General features: G+C 69.3%; 7 protein-coding genes. 5 read left to right on the plus strand and 2 right to left on the minus strand.

Annotated elements, in window-relative coordinates; all coding sequences use genetic code 11:
- Positions 1-32: 32 nt before the first annotated feature.
- Entirely contained in the window at positions 33-1034 is a 1002-nt protein-coding gene (locus tag AUCHE_RS10275; protein WP_006503240.1) for a Fe2+-enterobactin ABC transporter substrate-binding protein, read from the minus strand.
- Complete coding sequence (locus tag AUCHE_RS15720) at positions 1031-14743, minus strand: non-ribosomal peptide synthetase (protein WP_006503241.1); 13713 nt, start codon at positions 14741-14743, stop codon at positions 1031-1033. Before AUCHE_RS15720 ends, AUCHE_RS10275 begins: the two co-directional genes overlap by 4 nt.
- 88 nt (positions 14744-14831) lie before the next feature.
- On the opposite strand from AUCHE_RS15720, the gene AUCHE_RS10290 reads away from it, so the two are divergent.
- The 5 genes from AUCHE_RS10290 (at position 14832) to AUCHE_RS16965 (ending at position 18031) form a co-directional block, all read left to right on the plus strand.
- On the plus strand, positions 14832-15053 hold the full coding sequence (locus tag AUCHE_RS10290) for a phosphopantetheine-binding protein (protein WP_006503242.1): 222 nt from the start codon (positions 14832-14834) through the stop codon (positions 15051-15053).
- Between the two features lie 602 nt (positions 15054-15655).
- Complete coding sequence (locus tag AUCHE_RS10300; RefSeq protein WP_074788549.1) at positions 15656-16297, plus strand: TIGR00645 family protein; 642 nt, start codon at positions 15656-15658, stop codon at positions 16295-16297.
- A 117-nt stretch (positions 16298-16414) separates the two neighbouring features.
- On the plus strand, positions 16415-17002 hold the full coding sequence (locus AUCHE_RS10305) for a GPP34 family phosphoprotein (RefSeq protein WP_006503244.1): 588 nt from the start codon (positions 16415-16417) through the stop codon (positions 17000-17002).
- Between the two features lie 186 nt (positions 17003-17188).
- A complete protein-coding gene (locus tag AUCHE_RS17280) occupies positions 17189-17362 on the plus strand; it encodes a hypothetical protein (RefSeq protein ID WP_217994374.1) in 174 nt (57 codons plus the stop codon).
- Positions 17363-17722: 360 nt separating this feature from the next.
- Complete coding sequence (locus tag AUCHE_RS16965) at positions 17723-18031, plus strand: hypothetical protein (protein ID WP_162137243.1); 309 nt, start codon at positions 17723-17725, stop codon at positions 18029-18031.
- Position 18032 lies beyond the last annotated feature (1 nt).

Raw genomic sequence — 18032 nt, forward strand, 5'->3', positions numbered from 1 at the left:
GGTCACTCCTTAACTGACGGTGTGGACGACGCTCAGGAGAACGTCTTCTCGAGCAGATCCAGCGTCTGCAACGCGCTGTCGTAATCAGGTCGGTAACTCGTCGCCGGGAACTCGTTCACCTTCTTGCCGGTGAACGACGGCAACTGCGAATAGACCGGGTCCGCCTGTAGCTCGGCCAACTTCGGACCACCTACCGGGATCACGAAGGTATTCGGCGCATCGGCCACCTTCGGCAGCAACTCCTTGCTGACATTGAACGAGTCCCCCGACCCGTACAACTTCGGCTTGTCGGCCTTCTCATAGACGTCGTCCATGTCGAAGCCGACCTCCTTCAACAACGACGGAAGCGCCGCCGTCGAAGGCACCAGACTGGGCTCCTTCGTCTGCAAGGAGAGCATCACCGCGGTCTTGCCCTCAGGCACCTTGATCTTGGCCTTCACCTCGGCGACCCGCTTCGTGTACGCCTCGATGAGCTCGTCGGCCTTCTTCGTGCGCCCGGCCGCATCGGCGACCATCCGCAACTGTTCCTTCCAGTCGGTCACCGACGTCGGCACCAGCACCGTCGGAGCGATCGCCTTCAGGTCGTCGTACCGCTTGTCCGCCTGCACCGCGGAGATCCCCTGACCACCGCCGATGATCAGATCCGGTTTCGCCGCCGCCACCGCCTCGACGCTCAACTCCTCGCCGCCGGGCAACGCCTTCGTCCCCTGCTTCGTCGCCGGATCAGCCCAAGAAGGCGGGAACTCCCCCTTTAGGTCGGTGACCCCCAACACCCGGGTGTCCGTCGCCGCGACCGGCGCCTCCAACCGGAAGGCATAACCCGCCAGCCCACCGGTCAGGACCACGATCCGCTTGGGCTCCTTCGGCACCTGGATGTCACCCTTGGCGCTCTTCACCGTGCGTTTCTCATCGCCGGAACCAGCCGAACCCTCGGACTTGCCCTGGGTACACCCCGACAGGACGATCGCTGCCGCCAGGCACAACGAGGTCAACTGGACGGCGCGTGGTCGTCGCTTCATGCTGGGAAAGGTCACGATGATTCTCCTCGGACGTGCTGGTGAGTACCGCTCGATCGCTGCTCGACGAGCGGAGAGGGAAGACGCTGGCCGGCAGCGGCCAGCGAAGGATCGGCGTCCAAGAGCGGAGCGACCTGGCTCCAGCCCTCGTCCGTGGCGATCCCGGCGTGGTCGAAGGGCACGAAGTGCACCGTCAACGGCCCACGATGCGCCCGGCGCCACCCGACATCGGGAGTCCAACCGGGCCGTCCCGGCAGGGCCTCCCCGGTGCTGTCGCCACCGACCCGACGGTCGGCTTCGGCCACCACCAAGGTCACCGCCCCCGGATAGTCGGGAAGCCTCGCCTCGTCGGCGAGCCGGAGACAACGGGCAAGGTTCGCCCGCAAGGACGCCAACAGCGCCGGCGAACGCCGCGCAGCCTGCGGGGTCAGACCGGCGATCCGCATGACCTGCTCGTCGGTGGTCGGCAGCGCGGACGACCCCCGCGGCGGAACATCCGCACCGCGCGGAGGCTCGCTGTCCAGCAACCCGACGAAAGCGACCTGCTGCCCGGCAGCACGCAGCCGCCCGGCCATCGCATAGGCCACCGTGCCGCCGAAGGAATAACCCAACAAGTGATAGGGCCCCTCGGGCTGGACGCCCCGGATCGCCGCGACATAGTGCTCGACGAGCCCGTCGAAGGTCTCCACCGGATCCGACGCAGCCCGTTCAGGCAACTGCACCCCGACGACCGGACGATCCGCCCGCAACCGCCGGGCCAACGGCAGGAAGGGCAGGGCGTACCCGCCACCAGGGTGGATACAGAACAGAGGTTCGCCGCTGCCGGAACGACGCAAAGGCAGAAGAATGTCCTGGCCCGGTCGCTCCTCCTCCGGCGCGGACGGCATCGCCGCAGCGATCTGCCCCAGGACGACCCCGGCCAACAGATCAGCCACGTCGACGTCGACCCCGGCACGTTCAGCCATCGTCGACAGACGCATCGCCCGCAACGAATCCCCGCCCAGGTCGGGCCAGGCATCCTCCGGACCGACCCGGTCGACCTCCAGGTCGAGCACCTGCGCCACCAAAGAACAGACCGCCCGTTCGGCCGCGGTCGCCGGACGTCGACCCGCCCCCGTGACGACCGGAGCCGGGTCGGGCAAGGCCGGACGGTCGAGCTTGCCGTTCGCGTTCAACGGAAGAGCCTCGACCTCGACGACCGCCGACGGGATCTGATGCACCGGCAGGACATCCCGCAGCGCGGAACGCACCCCGGACACCTCCCACCGTCCGCTCTCGTCGACGACGATCCACGCCACCAGACGGGCTGCCGCACCGCTGCCCCGCACATCGACGGCGCATCCCTGCACGCCGGGCAGCTCACGCACCGCGCACTCGGTCTCCCCCGGCTCGATCCGGATACCGCGAATCTTGACCTGACGGTCGGTGCGACCCAGGTAGCTCAACGTCCCGTCAGCTTCTCGACGCACCAGATCACCGGTGCGGTACATCCGGCTGCCGTCACCGGCGAAGGGATCAGCCACGAAAGACGCCGCCGTAGCCGCCGGACGTCCCGCATAGCCGTGCGCGGCACCGTCACCGGCCAGACAGAGCTCACCGCAAGCACCCACCGGCACTTCCCGCAGCCCGGAGTCCAAGACGTACGGGCGACAGTTGCGCACCGGCTTCCCGAGGCAGGGAGACGGGTTCGCGGCGAAGTCCGAACCGAAGGCGTTGATGGTGAACTCGGTCGGCCCGTACAGGTCGTACCCGGCGACATCGGGACGTTCCCGCAGCATCGTCCACAGCTGCGGTGGCACCGCCTCACCGCCGGTCATCACCAACACCGGGTGGACGTCACCGTCGAGCAGCCCCGCGTCGATCAACTCCCGGGCGTAGGAAGGAGTCACATTGACCACGTCGATCCCCACCTGCCGGTAGTGCGGCACCAACCGGTCAGGACGTAGACGTTCCGCCTCGTCGATGACGTGCATCTCGTGCCCGGCGAGCATCCAGAAGAGCTCCTCCCACGACATGTCGAAGGCGAAGTTCACCGTGTGCGCGATCCGCAAGGTGCGACCTGCTCGAGCCACCGTCGGAGCGAAGATCTCATCCCGATGGTTGTGGTACATCGCCGTCAGCCCGCGATGGCCGATGATCACCCCCTTGGGCAGACCGGTCGACCCGGAGGTGTACATCACGTACGCCGGGTCGTCGGCATGCGCCGGGCCCGCCAGACGCTCCACCGGAACCGACGGCATGGGCCGGTCGCCGTCCAGGACCGGAAGGATCTCGTCGAGCACGACCGGTTCCGGTGCACCGCCGTCCGGACAGTCGGTGAAGTTCTCCCCCGTCCGCCTGTCGACGACGACAGCCGCGGCGCCAGCGTCAGCGGCCAGATCGCGCAACCGACGCGCCGGAAGCGCCGGGTCCAAGGGGACATAGGCGGCGCCGGTGCGCAGGACGGCGAAGATCGCCACGATGTGGTCGGCCGTCCGCGGCAGACAGATACCGACCCGGTCGCCACGGCCCAACCCGCGATCGGCGAGGACCGCCGCCATCCGGGTGACCCGTTCGTCGACCTGCCGTGCGGTGAGTCTGGTCTCCCCGCAGACGAGGCTCCCGGCGTCGGGAGTGGCCACAGCCCGCTCCCGCAGGAGAGCGTCGACGCTGCCTTCTGGCCGCCCCGGCTCCGGTACGACGGCCGGGGCAGGTCGGTCACCGACGACCGGGCTCCCGGTCAGCACGGACACCGGGGTCCCCTCGGGCAGGGTGGCCAGGTCGGCGAGGATGTCGGCGACCCGGGTGAAGAGGTCGGCGATCCGCGCCGGATCAGCCAGGTCGTCACGATGCTCGCAGGTCAACACGATCTCCTGCTCTGCGCCCTGCAGGTCGCAGTCCAGGACCACCGGGTAGTGGGTGGCGTCGACGGCTTCGGCGCGAACCACTCCGGCCCGGGCGAAGACCTCGTTCACCGACGACTGCCGGGGAGTGTTCCGCACCACGAGCAAGGTGTCGAACAACGGGTTGCGTCCGGCGATGCGGTGGACCTCGGCCAGGCCGATCTGCTGATACTCCTGCAAGCCTCCCTGGTCACGGAAGAGCCTGCGGGCCAGGTCGACGATCTTCTCCGCCGGGTCGACCCGTACTCGCACCGGGACGGTGTTGATCGTCAGCGTGATCATGCGTTCCACCCCGGGGACGCGCGGGTCCCGTCCGGAGACCGTCGACCCGAAGACGATGTCGTCGGCTCCGCTGACCGCCCGCAACGCCAGTCCCCACGCCGCGGAGACCAGCACGGCCGGGCTCACCCTCCAGGTGCGGGCCCGGGCCCGCAACCGGTCCGCAGTCACCGGGTCGATGGACCTGCGGCTCCGTGACGGAGTGGCCGCCGCAGCTTTCGCCCCGGGGACGCCCAGGAGGGTGGCATCGCCCAGGTCGGTCAGGTAGTCACGCCAGGCTGCGGCGGCCTCCTCCGGGTCCGCGCCGACGACGACGCACAGGTGGTCCCGGAAGTCGGGTGCGGCGGGCAGCGCTGCCTCGTCCTGTCCCTGGTGGCGGCGCAGCAGCCGGAAGAGCTCCTCGAAGAGCACCGTCTGCGACCAGGCGTCGGTCAACAGGTGGTGTTGGGTGATGAGCAGACGGTCGAGCCCGCCCGGCAGGTGGACGACGGTCGCGCGGATCAGCGGCGGCGCAGCCGGGTCGATGCGGGTCGCGAACTCACGCGCGGCGATCCGCGTCGCGGCTTCTTCGCCGTCGGCGTCCTCCTCGGTCAACGGCACCCGAGCGGCCGGGGCGAGGAACTGCACCGGCCGGTTGAATCCGTGATGGGTGAATCCGGCACGCAGAGAAGGGTGCCGGCGCAGCAGATCGGCCAGTGCGGCCCGGACGGCGGCCAGGTCGAGGCCGCCGGGCAGGTCGAAGTGGTGCTGCACCACGTAGGCGTCGGCGGTGTCCGCGTCCAAGCTGGACTGGGTGTACATGCCCTCCTGGAGGGGGGTGACCTGGAGCGCTTCGGTCCAGCCGGGGCAGAGCTCGTCGAGGAGGCGGCTCTGCTCAGGGGTGGGCTCGACGGTGATCCGACGCTCCGGACGGTCGGTCGACGTGTCGGCCCGGGCGTTCACGGCACGCCCGGCGTCCACGGCAGGCCCGGCGTCCACGGCAGGCCGGGCGTCCTCGGCACGCCCGGCGTCCACGGCCGGAGTGGTGTCGTCGACGGAACCGATCGGGGTCGCGGCGGCGGCGAGCGCGCCGAGGGTGTCGGCGGCGAAGACCTCGGCCACGGTCGTCTCGTATCCGGCGGAGCGGACCGCTGCGACGAGCCGTACCGAGGTGATGCTGTCCCCGCCCAAGGTGAAGAAGCCGTCGTCGGGTCCGCTGCCCGTCGTCCCCAAGAGGGTGTCGACGGCGGCGCATACGGCCTGTTCGGCGGGGGTGCCGGGGCGTCGTCCGGCGACGGTCGGCACGGCGGGTTCAGGCAGTCTCGCCCGGTCGACCTTGCCGTTGAGGGTCATCGGCAGGGCGTCGACGACGGTGATCACGGTGGGCAGCATGTAGTCGGGCAGGTGCCCGGCGGCGTCGGCGCGGATCTGCGCGGGATCGACCTGGGCCCCGTCGAGGGGGACGACGTAGCCGAGCAGTCTCGGCGTGCCTTGGGTGTCGGGTCGGACGGTGGCCGCAGCGCGACGTACCCCGGTCGCCGCGGCGAGCGCGTTCTCGACCTCGCCGAGTTCGATGCGGTGCCCGCGGACTTTGACCTGGTCGTCGGCGCGGCGCAGGAAGGTGATCAGGCCGTGGCGTCGGACCACGAGGTCGCCGGTGCGGTAGAGGCGGCGGCCGGGCCGGTCGGGGTCGGCGATGAAGCGGGCGGCGGTCAGGCCGGGGCGGGCCAGGTATCCGCGGGCGAGTTGGGCGCCGCCGAGGTAGAGCTCGCCGGCGACGCCGTCGGGGACATCGCGTAGGACGCTGTCGAGGATGCGGGTGTGGACGTCGGTCCAGGGTGCGCCGATGGTGACTGGACCGTCCGGGGTGAGCAGGTCACAGGTCGCCCAGACGGTGGCTTCGGTGGGTCCGTAGACATTGCGGGCGTCCTGGCAGTGTCGGGCCATGGCGGCGCCGAGGTCGGTGGGGACGGCTTCGCCGCCGATGAGGGCGTGTACTGCGGCCAGGGTGGTGTCCTGGTGTTCTTCGGCGTGGTCGATCAGGGCCCGCCACAGCGAGGGTGTCGCTTGGAGGACGTCGATGCGCTCGTCGGCGAGGAGCCCGGTGAGGGTCTCGGGGTCGAGGATGTCGTCGCGGCGGGCGATGACGACGGTGCCGCCGGCGAGCAGGGGTGCGAACAGTTCGAGTCCGGCGATGTCGAAGGAGACGGTGGTGACGGCGAGGAGGCGGGCGCCGGGGGCGATCCACTGGTCGGCGAGCACGGTGTCGAGGAAGACGGCGAGGTTCGCGGCGGTGATCATCACCCCTTTGGGGCGGCCGGTCGAGCCGGAGGTGTGGATGACGTAGGCGAGGTCGTCGGTGCTGCCGGGCAGGGGTGGGAGGGTCCGCTGTCCGGTGTCCTCCTGGCCGTGCTGGTCGAGGGTGTCCAGCAGGAGTGCGGGTGCGCCCAGGTCGGGCAGTTCGGCGGCGGTGTCCGTGGTGGTGAGCAGGCAGGTCGGGGCGGCGTCCTCGCACATGGCGGCCAGGCGGTTCGCCGGGTGTCCGGTGTCCAGGGACATGTAGGCGGCGCCGACGCGCAGTACGGCCAGGAGTGCGGTGAGCATCCGGGTCGAGCGGGGCACGGCGACGCCGACGATGTCGCCTCGGCCGATGCCGCGGCGGTGGAGTTCGGCGGCGGTGCGGTCGACGTGGTCGAGGAGTTGCTGGTAGGTCAGTTCGTCGGTGCCGCAGCGGACGGCGACCTGGTCGGGGGTGCGGGCGGCCTGGGCGGCGAGGCGGGCGGGCACGCTGTCCGGGGTGTGGTCGCGGGTGGGTGGGTCGGCGGGCCGGTCGGTGTCGAGGGTGATCCGGTCGAGGGTGTCCGCCGGTGCGGTGACGAGGTGGTGCAGCACGGTGGTGACGGTGTCGGCGAGCAGGTCGACGGTGGCCGGGTCGAAGAGGTCGGCGGCGCCGGTGAGGCGGAGTGTTCGGTGGCCGTCGGCGTGGTCGACGAGCCACAGTGCGGCGTCGAATCTGCTGGTGGTGGTGCGGGTGTCGACGGCGGTCGCGGTGAGCGTCCCGAAGGCGGGCAGGGGTGTGGGTGTCTCGTGGGAGACGAGGGTCTGGAAGAGGGGGTGCCGGGCTTGGGATCGGCTGGTGACGCAGTGGTCGACGACGGTTTCGAAGGGTAGTCCGCGGTGTTCCAGGGCGTTCAGGACTTGTGCGCGGATGCGGTAGATCAGGTCGCGTCCGGTGGGGCGTCCGGTCAGGTCGGCGCGGATGACCATCGTGTTCACGAAGTAGCCGATGGTGCGGGGGCGTCCGTCGGGGTCGTCCCGCAGGGTGACGGTGCTGCCCAGGGGGATGTCGGCGCCGGCGCCGAGGAGTTGCCAGGCTGCGGCGACGGCGGCTTGCACGATCATCAGCGGGCTGACGCCTTCGGTGGCGGCGAGGATGTCGATTCCCTGGGCGGTGTCCTCGTCGAGGGCGCGCACGGTGACCTGGCCTTGGCTGCTGCCGTGGTCGGGTCGGGGCCGGTCGACGGGCAGGTCGAGTTCTTCGGGGAGCCCGGCGAGCGCGGTGGTCCAGTGGTCGAGGGCGCGGGCGTCGGCGTGGGGGTCGGGGTCCGGGGTGGTGGCGATGACGGGTGTCTCGTCGACGGGCTGTCCGTGGAGGTGTGCCTGGTAGGCCTCGGCGAGTCCGCCGAGGAGTGGGCCTGCGGAGGCGGCGTCGACGGCGATGTGGTGGGCGGTGACGAGCAGGATGTGGTCGTCGGGGGCGAGGGTCACCACGTGGGCGCGAGTGGGTTGTTCACGGGTGATGTCAACGGCGTGGTCGGGGTCGGCGAGGATCTGCGCGACGGCGTCCTCGGGGGTGGTTCCGGTGGGGGCGTCGAGGCGTCCGGGTGGGGTGGTCTCGTCGAGGGGGAGGACGGTCAGGGTGGGGCTGCCGTCGGGGGCGACGGGGTAGACGGCGCGCAGGACGGGGTGGCGGGCGAGGATGCTCCGCCAGGCGGCGTCGAGGGCGGCGTCGGACCAGGGTCCGTGCAGGCGGACGGCGAAGGGGACGTCGTGGGTGGTGCTGGGTCCTTCGAGCTGGTGGAGGAACCAGAGTCGTCGTTGGGATGCGGTGAGTCCGTCGTCGGGGGTCGGGGGGAGGGGGGTGCGGGTGGTGCCGGTCGGGGGGTGGGTGGTGTCCGTGCCGCCGGGGCGGACGGGTGCGGGGTCGACGGTGGTGGTCGAGGCGGTGAACCGGTCGGTGCGGTGGACGCGGGCGGCGATGCCGGTGGCGGTCCGTCCGTCGAAGATGTCGTTGACCTTGAGGGCGAGGCCGTGGCGTCGCATCGCGCCGAGCAGGCGCATGGCGATCAGGGAGTGTCCGCCGAGTTCGAAGAAGTCGTCGTGGACGTCGATGTGGTCGTGGCCGAGTCGTTCGGCCATCAGGGTGGCGATGGTGGTGGCGACCTGGTCGTCGACGGTGGCGGGGGTGGACGTGGTGTCGTCGGGTGCTGCGTCGGCGGTGGTGGCGTCCGGGGTGGCGGACGCCGGTGGAGCTTCGGCGGTGGCTTGTTCGGGGAGGGTGATCAGCTCGCCGATGCGGGTGTCGTCGCGGGTGACGATCGCGGTGAGGAGTTCGCCGAGGCGGTCGCGTAGGCCGGTGGCGGCGGTCTCGTCGAAGACGTGCGGGTCGTGGTCGATGACGACGACGAATCCGTCGGCGGGTGGGGCGATGACGGTCACCGGGTAGTGGGTGCCGCCGCTGCTGTCGATCCCGGTCAGGCGGAGGCCTTCGCCGTGTTCCGGCGCGGGTGAGGGGTAGTTCTCGTAGACGACGAGGCTGTCGAAGAGTCGTCCGGCTCCGGCGTCGCGTTCCACGACGGCCAGCGGGGCGTGTTCGGCCCGGTGCATGGCGTTGTGGCTGTCCTGGAGTCGGGCGAGGGTGGTGAAGAGGTCGTCGTCGGCGTCCAGGGTCAGTCGGCAGGGCACGGTGTTCGCGAAGAGTCCGACCATGCGTTCCACGCCGGGCAGGTCGGTGGGCCGTCCGGACACGGTGGTCCCCCAGAGGACGTCTCGTTGTCCGGTGTGTTCGGCGAGGAGGAGCGCCCAGGCTCCTTGGAGGAGGGTGTTGGGGGTGAGGCCGTGTCGTCGGGCGGTCTCGGGGAGCGCAGCTGCGGTGTCTTCGGTGAGGGGGACGCGGCTGCGGACGGTGGTGCCGGGGCCTTGGGGTCGGTGTCCGGGGGCGAGGAGGGTTCCTTCGTGGACTCCGGCGAGGCGGGTGCGCCAGGTCTGCCGGGTTTCGTGTTCGCTCCGGTCGGACAGGTGGGCCAGGTAGTCCCGCCAGGGGGTGACGGCGGGGAGGTCGGCGACGCCGTGGTCGTGGGCGTGGAGTACTTCGTGGGCGAAGATCGGTGTCGACCAGCCGTCGGTGAGCAGATGGTGTCCGCCGAGGATCAGGCGGTGTTCTCCGGCGGGCATGGTGATGAGGGTCGCGGTGATCAGTGGCGCGGCGGCGATGTCGACCTGGCGGCGGGCGGTGCGGCGCAGGATGCGGTCGGCGGCGCGGCGGGCTGCGGCGGCGGGCAGTGCGCTGAGGTCGTGGGTGTCGAAGGGGATGTCGACGTGGCGGGGTTGGATCTGTACGGGTTGGTCGAGACTGTCGACGTCGAAGGCGGCGCCCATCTGCGGGTGGCGGGCGACCATGTCGTGCAGTGCTGTTCGCAGGCGGTCGGCGTCGACCGGGCCGGTGATGTCCAGGGCGGCGGCCAGCGTGTAGGCGTCGTGGTCGTCGCTGAGGGCGTGGAAGAGCAGCCCTTCCTGGAGGGGGCTGAGCGGCAGGATGTCGGCGATGGCGCCGTGGCGGTCTTCCAGGGCGGCGAGGGTGGCCAGGTCGACGCCGGGGACGGCGAGGTCGCTGGGGCTGGCGCCGCCGGTGGTGTTCCGGGCGTGCACGGTGAGGGCGGCGAGGCTCTCGGCCCAGCGGGCGCGGAGGTCGTCGGTGGTGGCTTCGTCGAGGAGTTCGCCGGCGAAGGTCCATTCGACGCTGAGCCGGGGTCCGTCGGTGTCTTCGGCGACGAAGACGTTGACGGCGAGGGTTTCGGTGAGGGCGCGTCGGGCCGGCTCGCAGACGTGGAAGGTCTGGTCGGTGGGGAGGGTCCAGCCGTCTTCGGTCGTGGTGAAGCGGCCGAGGTAGTTGAGGACGATCTCGGGGGCGGGCAGTGCCGCGAGGGTGTGGCCGGCGTGTGGGTCGTGGTGGCGTAGCAGCCCGTAGCTGCTGCCTTCGTCGGGGGCGGATCGGCGGGCTTCTTTGGCGGCGCGCAGGATCCAGCCGGCGTAGGTGCCGCCGCAGAGGGCGTCGTCGAGGGCGTCGGCCGTGGTGGCTTGGCTGGGTAGGTCGAGCCGGACGGGGAATTCGGTGGTGAACCAGCCGAGGGTGGTGCTGAGGTCGGGGTGTCCGGGGAGCCCGTCGCGTCCGTGGCTTTCCATGGTGACGGCGCGGCTGTGGCCGGGGCGGCCGTGGTCGAGGTCGTGCCCGGCGAGGGTGAGGTGAAGCGCGGCGAGGAGGACTTCTTCGGGGGTCGTCCGGTAGGCCTGGGGGAGGTCGGTGAGGACGGCGCGGGTGGTGGCGTGGTCGGCGCGGTCGACGGCGCGGCGTGCGGTGGCGTAGGTGTCGCGGGTGGGGTCGGGGCGGCGTCCGCCGAGGGGTGTTTCGGCACCGGTGAGGGTGGTGGTCCAGTGGTCGAGTTGTCCGCGCAGTTGCCCTGCGGCGGCGTGGTCGGCGGCGGTGGTGGCCGCGTGCCGCCAGGAGGTGTGGACGGTGGCGAGTTCGGGGTCGTGGTCGTGGACGGCGGCGGTGTAGGCGGCGCGGAGGTCGTGGGTGAGCAGGCGCCAGCTGAGCCCGTCGACGGCGAGGTGGTGGGCGACGACGAGGAGCCGGTCGCCGGGGGTGTGCTGCGGGTCGTCCGGCGGGGTGTGGCCGGGCAGGACAGCGAGTCGCAGTAACTGTCCTGCCCGGGGGTCGAGGTAACCGGCGAGTCGTTCGGCGTGGCCGGTGAGGTGGTGGGGGTGGTCGTCCGGGTCGAGGGTGGTGACGATCTGGTCGGCGGGGACGGTGCCGGTGCGGCGGACGAGGAGCCGGGCGTCGGTGGTGGTGCGGTCGTCGAGGACGATGCGTAGGGCGTCGTGGTGGTCGAGCAGCCGGGCGACGGCGGCGGTCAGTGCGGTGGTGTCCAGGGTGGTGTGCGTGTCGAGCACGGTCCATTGGGCGTAGCCGCGGAGTCCGTCGGGGTCGTCGGTGGTGGCGAGGGCGTTGCGGACTACGGGCGGTGCTGGGAAGCCGCCGATCGGGGCGTCGTCGCGCGGGGTGGCGGGGGCCGGGGTGTCCTGGTTCCTGGTGGCATCCGCGCTGCTACCGGGGTCGATCCGGTTGGCTTGTGCGGCGATCCGGGCGAGGCTCTGGGAGGAGAGGAGGTCGCGGGGGCTGAGGTCGAGGCCGGCGCGGCGGGCGCGGGCGGCGATGGTGATGGCGGTGATGCTGTCGCCGCCGAGGGCGAGCAGGTCACGGTCGACGTCGATGTCGGGGTGGCCGAGAACGTCGGCGACGACGTCGGCGAGGTCTTTCTCGGGCCCGGTGGTGGCGGCGCGGCCGGTGTGTTCGGTGTGGGGTGCGGGCAGCGCGGCGTGGTCGGTTTTCCCGTTGACGGTGGTGGGGAAGGCGTCGAGGACGACGATGTGGGCGGGGACGAGGTAGTCGGGGTGGTTCTCGGCGAGGCGGTTTCGGAGGCCGTCGGCGGTGAGGGCGTCGCGGTCGCCGGTGACATAGCCGATGAGGTGTTGCCGGTCGGCGGGCCCGCCGGTGAGCACAGCAGATCCGGTGACGCCTGGCTGGCTGTGCAAGATGGCTTCGACTTCGGCGAGTTCGACGCGGTGTCCGCGGATCTCGACTTGTCGGTCGACCCGTCCGAGGTAGGCGTATCCGCGTCCGGGGATCCACCGGGCGAGGTCGCCGGTGCGGTACATGCGTCCGCCGGGGGTGAACGGGTCGGCGACGAAGCGGGCGGCGGTTTCGATGGGTCGGTTGAGATAGCCGCGGGCGAGTTGTGGACCGGCCAGGTAGAGTTCGCCGGTTTCGCCGTCGGCGACCGGGTGCAGGGCGTGGTCGAGCAGGTAGGCGCGGGTGCCGGTCAGGGGTGAGCCGAGGTGTGGTTCGCCGGGGTCGACGGCGGTGTAGACGGCGTCGACGGTGGCCTCGGTGGGGCCGTACATGTTCCAGGTGTCGATGTCGGTGGCGGCGAGGGTCTGCCAGAGGTTCGCGGGGAGGGCTTCGCCGCCGAGCAGCAGGGTGCTGGGTCGGTGGGTGCCGGTGGTCAGTCCGCTTTCGACGAGGGCCGCGGCGAGGGAGGGGGTGGTGTCGAGGACGTCGATGTCGTCGGCGGCGAGGGTGGCGGTGAAGGCTGTCGGGTCGGTGGGCAGGGTGGGTTCGTACAGGTGGACGCGGTGGCCGCTGAACATCCAGGACAGTTGGTCGAGGGCTGCGTCGAAGGCGAAGGCGGCGGTGTGGGCGACGGCGACGCGGGGTCGTCCGGCGTGTCGGGCAGCAGCGGGGTGCAGGGTGTGTCGGTGGTGGCGCAGCAGGTGGGTGAGGGCGCTGACGGGAATGGCGACGCCCTTGGGGGTTCCGGTGGTGCCGGAGGTGTGCAGCACGTAGGCGAGCTGGTTGCTGCTGCCTGCGGGCAGCACGGGCGCTGCGGTGTCCTGGTCGGCGATGGCCAGTCGGGTGGCCTTGTCGGACAGGTCGAGTCGAGGTGTGCCGGGGGCGAGGTCCGGGTCGCCGGTGTCGTCGGTGATGACGAGAGCCGGGGCGAGGTCTGCGGCGATGGTCCGTCTGCGGGTGGCCGGGTGTTCGCGATCGATGATGCTGTAGGCGGCGCCGGCGCCGAGGACGCCGAGCAGGCAGGTCACGAGGGTGGCGTTGCGGGGCAGGTCGAGGGCGACGATGTCGTCGGGGCCGAGTCCGTGGGCGCGGAGGTGGTGTGCCATCCGGTGGACGTCTTCGGCGAGCCGGCGGGCGGTGAGGGCGTTTTCGCCGCAGACGAGGATGGTGTCCTCGGCGTGCTCGTGGGCGAGGACACCGAGGAGTGCGACGGGGTGGTCGTCGTCGGTGGGGGTGGGCAGGGTGTCGGTGCGGTGGCGTTCGGCGTGTATCCGGGTGTCGTCGGTGTGTAGGGCGAGCGCGCCGATGGTGGGGCCGTCCTGGGCGGGGTGGTCGGCGGGGGTGTCCTGGTCGGCGGGGATGTCACCGGTGAGGGTGTCGATGATGTGGACGAGGGCGTCGAGGCGGTGGCGTAGCCGGGTGGCGGGGATGCGGGTGGGGTCGGTTTCGAAGCTGAGTTCGAGTCCGCCGCTGGGGTGGGGGGTGACGGTGAGGCCGAGGTCTTCGGGGGGTCCGCCGGCGATATTGCGTAGGACGCCGGGGTGTCCGGCGAAGTTGAGGCTGAGGTCGAAGACTTTGATGTTGATGCCGATGCCGTGGAGGAGTTCGCCGGGGATCCCGGTTTCCGGGGGGAGGTCTTCGCCGCGGAGGTTCTGGTGGGCGCGGGTGTCGGCGACGGCGCGGATGATCTGGGTGAGGAGTTCGCCGCGGGTGTTCTCGGGGTGGGTGTGGACGCGGAGGGGGAGCACGTTGACGGCCATGGCGGGGGTGCGTAGGTGGCGTCCGCTGCGGGTCATCATCGGGAGGGCGATGACGAGGTCTTCCATGCCGGTGAGGCGGTGGAGGTAGGCGGCGTAGCAGGTGAGTAGGGCGTCGACCCAGGTTCCTTCGCGGGTGCGGCCGAGGTCGCGTAGCGCTTGGAGGGTGTCGGGGGTCAGGACGGTGCGGGCTGTGACGGTGCGTCCGCTGGTGCCGATGGGCGGGGTGGGGCGTCCGTCGACGGAGGGGGTGGGGGTGAGGGTGTCGCGCCAGTGGGCGAGGTCTGTTCGGCGGGCGGCGGAGTCGCGGTAGTCGAGGTCGTCGCGGACGAGGTCGGGGATGGTGCCGAAGCGGTGGGGCGGGGCGTCCTTGCCGCGGGTGAGTGCGGTGTAGTGGGCGGCGATCCGGCGGGTGAGCAGTGCGGCGGAGTATCCGTCGATGAGGAGGTGGTGGTAGAGCTGGATGCACCAGATCTCGTGGTCGTCGAGGTGGAGGAGGGTGTACTGGTAGAGCTGTCGACCGGTCATGGTGCGGCAGTGTTCGGCAGTGGTTGCGCGGGTGTCGTCGACGATGGCTTGGGCGTGCGCGTGGGGGTCGGGGCTGTTCCGCAGGTCGATGATCCGGGGGGCTTCGGCGGGGGTGTCATCGATGTATTGGCGCGGGCCGTCGGGGGTGTCGAGGAAGCGTAGGCGGAGGGTCTGGGCATCGTTGACGGTGCGGCGTACGGCGTCGGCGAGGCGGTGGATGTCGGGGGTGTCGGCGTCGTGGGGGGTGCGGAGTTCGAGGATTTCACCGACGACGTAGGTGAGGGTGGTCGGGTCGAGGCGTTGGGCGTGCCAGATCCCGAGTTGCGCACTGGTCAGGGGCATGGCCTCGTGCCCCTGGGCCTGGTCGGCTGCGGGGTGCGCGTGGCTGTGCATGGGTGTCGCTCCTCAGGTGAACATCGCATAATTTAGGCAAGGCTAACCTAACGTTTGCGATTCTTAACATTCTCCGAGGAGTCCACCGATGCAGAACCTCATGCGCACTCTCACCGATCACATTGCCGACGCTCTGGGCGTCGCCCCCGGCGACGTCGATCCCGACATCAGCCTCGCCGACCAGGGCCTCGATTCCGTGCGAATGATGGGAGTGGTCGAGCTCATTCGTGAGGCCGGCCATGACATCGACTTCATCGATCTGGCCGACGACCCTCGACTGAATGCCTGGGAAGAACTGTTCGCTGCCTGAAAAATATTGTCCTAAAACTGAATTCATGTAAGTCAGGGGTTCGGGAGGAAAAATCGGCAAGCAGGACCCGGCAGGACGCGCTGACCCCCTGTCGGCACGCCGAACTTCGCCCTGCACGGCAACACGAGATCCGTGGCCTGGCCGAGCACCGTCGAGGAAGAGAACGACAGAAAAAGGAGCGACGACAGCCCGACCCCCTGACAATCCGGCAGCAGCACACCGGAGCAGAATCGAGAAAACACGGGCACTGAATCCCCTCTTGAGGAATGCCGAGGTCAGTCTCTCCGACGAGCTCACGACCGCACCCCAGCGGAGCCCGATCGCCACGACTCCCCCACGCCATTCCTGAATGACGGCCGATTCCGGCCTTCGCCGGCCTGCCACCTGTGCGGCTTCTCCGCCGAGCATGCCACCCGGGCCTCACACCGCAGGTGACCTGCGCACCTGCAGGCGCTCGCGGGCAACAGCTACGCCGAGGACGGAGCGAAGACCCCCACCTCAAATGTGGCCTGCATCACAGGGCGAAGATGCACCCCTCAAAGTTGGTTGGCTCCAGTACTATTCCCCCCGTCAACATTGAATGAGCGACGTCTGGAGCCCCCGTGGACAAGACCGCCACCGTCGAACCGACGTCCCCTTCGAGCACGCCCGCCTCGCCGCCACCCGAGGCTTCCCCCGCGTCGTCGACGCCTCCCGAGCCTGCCGCTGCACCGCACCGCCGCTTCAGCAGTACTGTCGGTGCAGTGTTGTTCGCTTCCCGCTGGCTGCAGGCACCGCTCTACTTCGGGCTCGTGACCGCGCAGATGTTCTACGTCTTCACCTTCATGAAGGAGCTGTGGCATATCGCCAGCCACATCACCGACCTGAAGGAATCGGACATGATGCTCATGGTGCTGGGCCTCGTCGACGTCGTGATGGTCGCCAACCTGCTGATCATGGTCATCGTCGGCGGCTACGAGACCTTCGTGTCCAGGGTCGATCTCAAGGACCACCCCGACCAGCCGGAGTGGCTCAGCCATGTCAACGCCAACGTCCTGAAGGTCAAACTCGCGATGGCGATCATCGGGATCAGCTCGGTCCACCTGCTGAAGACCTTCGTCGAAGCCAAGAGCTACTACGCGTCGATGGGCTCGACCGCCACCGCGTTGCTGCTCTCCCAGACCGCCATCCACCTGGCGTTCATCCTCTCCGCGATGGGTCTGGCCTGGATCGACAACTCCTCCCGCGAGGCATCCCACCACTGACCGGTAGCGCACGACGTACGCCGAGGGCCGCTCCCGGGGAAACCTCCGCGCGGAAAGCACCGGGCAAAGCCGCAGAGCACCGTGTACAGCGTTCATTTCGCTTCTAAAATGCAGCGCATGCGCATCGCCGACGAATGGCTGTTACTGACCGCTGAGGTCAAGGGGGACTCCGCCCTCCAGCGACGGCTGTGGCGGCGGCGGCGCGCCCGCGGCACCACATTGGCCGTGATCACCGAACTACAGCAAGCAGGGAAACTGGAGTTCTTCTACCCGGAGAATTCAACCGAACGGATGGTACGGATCCTCTCCGCGGAGCAGATCCATGATCCGGCGTCGGATTTCGTCCTGCGCACACTCGCCCCGCTCACCCGTCGTCCCCTGCGCAAGATCATCCGTCAACGGTCGACCTGCCCGGAAAGCCTGTTGGCCGAACGACTGATCTCCATCGGCTGGCTCGGCCCGGCATCGAACGTCATAGGTTCCCGTTTCGCCGGGAACTATCCGATGTACGCCGCTCATGAGGTCCAGAAGATCCGCGAACGGATCCTCATGGCGGCCAAGGCCGGACCGGAAGCAGACGAACACGATCTGATGCTCCTGACCCTGCTCTACTGCCTGGGCGTCGCCAGGAGGGCGCCGGGCTCGCCCTGGCCCCGGGGAACAGCACGATCGCTACCGCGGGTGGGGCACTGCCTGCAGGAGTGAGCGCGGCTCCCGACGGCGGCTCCGCTCTTGCCGATAGGGTGGCCGTCGTCGACGGGACCAGCGAGTACTCCAGCTTCTTCTCACTCTGCGACCTGTGCATCTGCGATCTGTGAGCTCCCCCGCACCGGCGAAGACGAACATCGCTCCTCCCCCACCCACCCGGACACGCCCCTGGAGTCAAGAACGTTGAAAAAGGTCACCGATGACGTCCGACGCTATGACGATGGCGTCCTCAGCCGAAGCAGACGCGGTCTGCGCTGCGTTTTCAGCTGCGTGAGGACGCTCTTGGACGTCATCAACTTCTTCCTGGACATCATCACGGGGATCTTCAAGATCGCCAGCTGGTTCAGCAGACGCTGAACGACGCCGCCCCTCAGACTGGTCAGGCTGCGGGCAGCATGGCACAGAGCCTCCTTCTCCTGTGGGGTCAACCGGTCGTGACATTCGTCGGGACGCCCGGGCATCTGCGCGTGCGCATTGCCGAGAGATCCGCAAGCCGAGGGTTTTTCCTGTCTGAAATCTGCCGCGAGATCCAGAGAGAGCGCAGGATTTATGGAAAATCCGGCATGAACGGGGGTTGCGTCTTATTGAAGAAGCACCGTAAACTCCTCATTTAACACCCATCCTGGCAAATGCCGGGATCTCACCTTTTCAATAATTTAAGAAGTTTGCGTGCATCGTCATATATGTCCGATTCTTCTGGGTCATTCTTCACAATTCATGAAGAATGTCCGGACGCCAACGATCACTACTGGCCTCATGGAAGTATCTGTGCGCCATGTCGCGAGCGATCGCACCCAAGAGGCAAGCCTTTCAAGAAATGGCGAAGAATTCGCCCATCACGTGCAGGACAGCGCAGGTGAAGAAATTCGCCGTTTTGGCCTACGAACAGGCATCGCCGACCGCGCGGCCCTGCACAGAGACTTCCTTGGTCGATTCAGAATCGTTGGCGCTACCGCACGTCTTCTCGATGACTCGACATACTTCGACGCTGTTTCGATACTGCCATTCGCCACCAAGGGAAACTGAT

Origin of the sequence: Austwickia chelonae NBRC 105200 (assembly GCF_000298175.1) — a bacterium.
Classification (GTDB): Bacteria; Actinomycetota; Actinomycetes; order Actinomycetales; family Dermatophilaceae; genus Austwickia; species Austwickia chelonae.

Coding starts and splice junctions, on each gene's coding strand:
- AUCHE_RS15720 (WP_006503241.1), bottom strand. CDS start 14,743: ATGCACAGCCACGCGCACCCCGCAGCCGACCAGGCCCAGGGGCACGAG.
- AUCHE_RS10290 (WP_006503242.1), top strand. CDS start 14,832: ATGCAGAACCTCATGCGCACTCTCACCGATCACATTGCCGACGCTCTG.
- AUCHE_RS10305 (WP_006503244.1), top strand. CDS start 16,415: ATGCGCATCGCCGACGAATGGCTGTTACTGACCGCTGAGGTCAAGGGG.
- AUCHE_RS16965 (WP_162137243.1), top strand. CDS start 17,723: ATGAAGAATGTCCGGACGCCAACGATCACTACTGGCCTCATGGAAGTA.